This is a genomic window from Leptospira chreensis (genome assembly GCF_016919165.1).
Classification (GTDB): domain Bacteria; phylum Spirochaetota; class Leptospiria; order Leptospirales; family Leptospiraceae; genus Leptospira_A; species Leptospira_A chreensis.
On record NZ_JAFFPS010000037.1, the window covers coordinates 1 to 1,506 of the forward strand.

The following is a 1,506-nucleotide window of genomic DNA, read 5'->3' on the forward strand; positions in this document are numbered from 1 at the left end:
ATTTGCATTACTTCAGTTATCTTTTTGTAGTTCTGATCTTAAGTCTCCCGCTAACTGCTGGTTTGGTGGAAGATGGATACAGAATGATCTTCTATTTCGGAGGTGCTATGTCTTTTGCCATTCAAATGGCAATCTTACAACTCCGCTTTCTTCCGAGAAAAGTTCCCGCTTTGTCGGAGTCTGGCTTCCCGGTTTTCACAGTATTTGTCTCCTTTTTTCTAAATTTGGGCATTTTGACCGCTTTACAGGTCCTAGAGTACCCTTTTGAGGCAACTTCTGGATTTTTAATTGCCTATTTCGTCCACCTTCTTTTCCTTGTATTTGCGAGCTATTTCAGTGGAAAATAAGTCTAAATATCGGTTTTTTTTATCTTTTTTATTAGTTTTTTCCCTTAGTTTTACGAATCTTTTTGCGAACGATTCGGAAGGGCACGGCTCTGACGAGGGCTTCGATTTCAGTGAAGTCATGGCACACCACTTAGGTGATGCCCCTGTGTTTCCACTGAACTTTGGTGGAACCATCGTCACGGAAGGCCAACCCGGCTTTGATGCAGAAAACCATGATGTCTTTACCAATCACGAAGGTGTGAAGTATCACTATCTTGGTGGTTTGGATCTTCACATCACCAAACGAGTGACCATGATGTGGATCGCTTGTTTTTTTATGTTCATCGTTTTCATTCCAGCAGCCAATTTGATCTCAAAGAATCCCAAAAAGGTTCATAACAAGTTCACTTCTGGTGTAGAGGCTTTTGTTTCTTATCTAAAAGAAAACGTTGTGGATGCTTCTCTTGATCACCACGGACATTCTTATTACCATTACATCTTCTCTTTGTTTTTCTTTATTCTTTTCTGTAACCTATTTGGCCTCATCCCATCTGTGGGTGAGCTCACAGTGGCAGCATCAGATGCACTGGTTGCAGTAGGATTGTATGAACATACCCCGCATGCACTTCACACTTTCGGTCAAGTGTGGTCAGGAATCACTCCAACAGGTGATATCAGCGTCACTCTTTCTTTAGCATCTTTAACATTACTTACTATCTATGGAACAGCTTTCTCTTACCAAGGAATTTCCTTCGTAGCACATGCAGTTCCTAAGGGAGTTCCACTCCCACTTTGGCCACTGATGTGGGCCTTAGAGTTTATTGTCACTCATGTGGCTCGCTCTTTTGCCTTAACTATGAGGTTACTTGCCAACATGACAGCGGGACACGTTATGATCCTTGCGTTACTTGGTTTTATCTTTATGAGCGAAAGTTGGCTCATTGCACCAGTTTCTGTTCTCAGTTCGGTGCTTATTTACTTTTTAGAACTACTTGTAGCTTTTTTACAAGCGTTCATTTTCTCTCTGCTCACAACCGTGTTCATCGGAACAGTGATGCATAGACATTAAGATTGGTTTTATTTATATTATAAAACACACAGGAGTGAAACGAAAACAATGGAATTCGGTTTAGGATACATCGCAGTAGGACTCGCAGCAGGACTTGCATTACTTGGTGCA

The 1,506-nt window shown here is 41.4% G+C and carries 1 protein-coding gene and 1 pseudogene; both read left to right on the forward strand.

The window, feature by feature from the left end; translation table 11 throughout:
- Positions 1–347 (forward strand): annotated as a pseudogene (locus JWG41_RS11730) (hypothetical protein); the annotation flags it as partial.
- Positions 316–1,395 carry a F0F1 ATP synthase subunit A gene (atpB, locus tag JWG41_RS11735; RefSeq protein ID WP_408611752.1) on the forward strand — a complete coding sequence of 360 codons (1,080 nt, stop codon included), beginning with the start codon at positions 316–318 and terminating at the stop codon, positions 1,393–1,395. The pseudogene JWG41_RS11730 and the gene atpB, both read left to right, overlap by 32 nt.
- Positions 1,396–1,506: the final 111 nt, after the last annotated feature.